The organism is Allotamlana fucoidanivorans (assembly GCF_006265225.1).
Lineage (GTDB): Bacteria > Bacteroidota > Bacteroidia > Flavobacteriales > Flavobacteriaceae > Allotamlana > Allotamlana fucoidanivorans.
Genome location: NZ_VDCS01000129.1, coordinates 1 through 251, shown reverse-complemented (window position 1 = coordinate 251; position 251 = coordinate 1). Strand labels below are relative to the sequence as shown.

Here is a 251-nt window from a genome sequence, read left to right as displayed (position 1 = left end):
CAAATACACCTTATGCAACCGAGGCAGAATGCCAACCAAAATTTGGCAAAAAAACCAAAAATCAGCATGAACTTTGCTGAGAGAAACCGACTTTTTTGGCATTTAGGTTGCAACACAAAATTGAGTACGAACACCTTTTTTGAAATCAGAACGAATCAGAACGCCAGCCAGAAAAAGGGCAAAAAGAAAACTGCTTAAAAATCCGATTAGATTGAGATAAACTAAATTATCGATGACTTAGAAATGACCTT

General features: G+C 36.3%; 1 protein-coding gene. It reads left to right on the top strand.

Features of this window, described 5'->3' with window-relative positions:
* The coding region (locus FGF67_RS17590; RefSeq protein WP_233244120.1) for a hypothetical protein at positions 1-198 on the top strand (198 nt) is incomplete at its 5' end.
* Positions 199-251 lie beyond the last annotated feature (53 nt).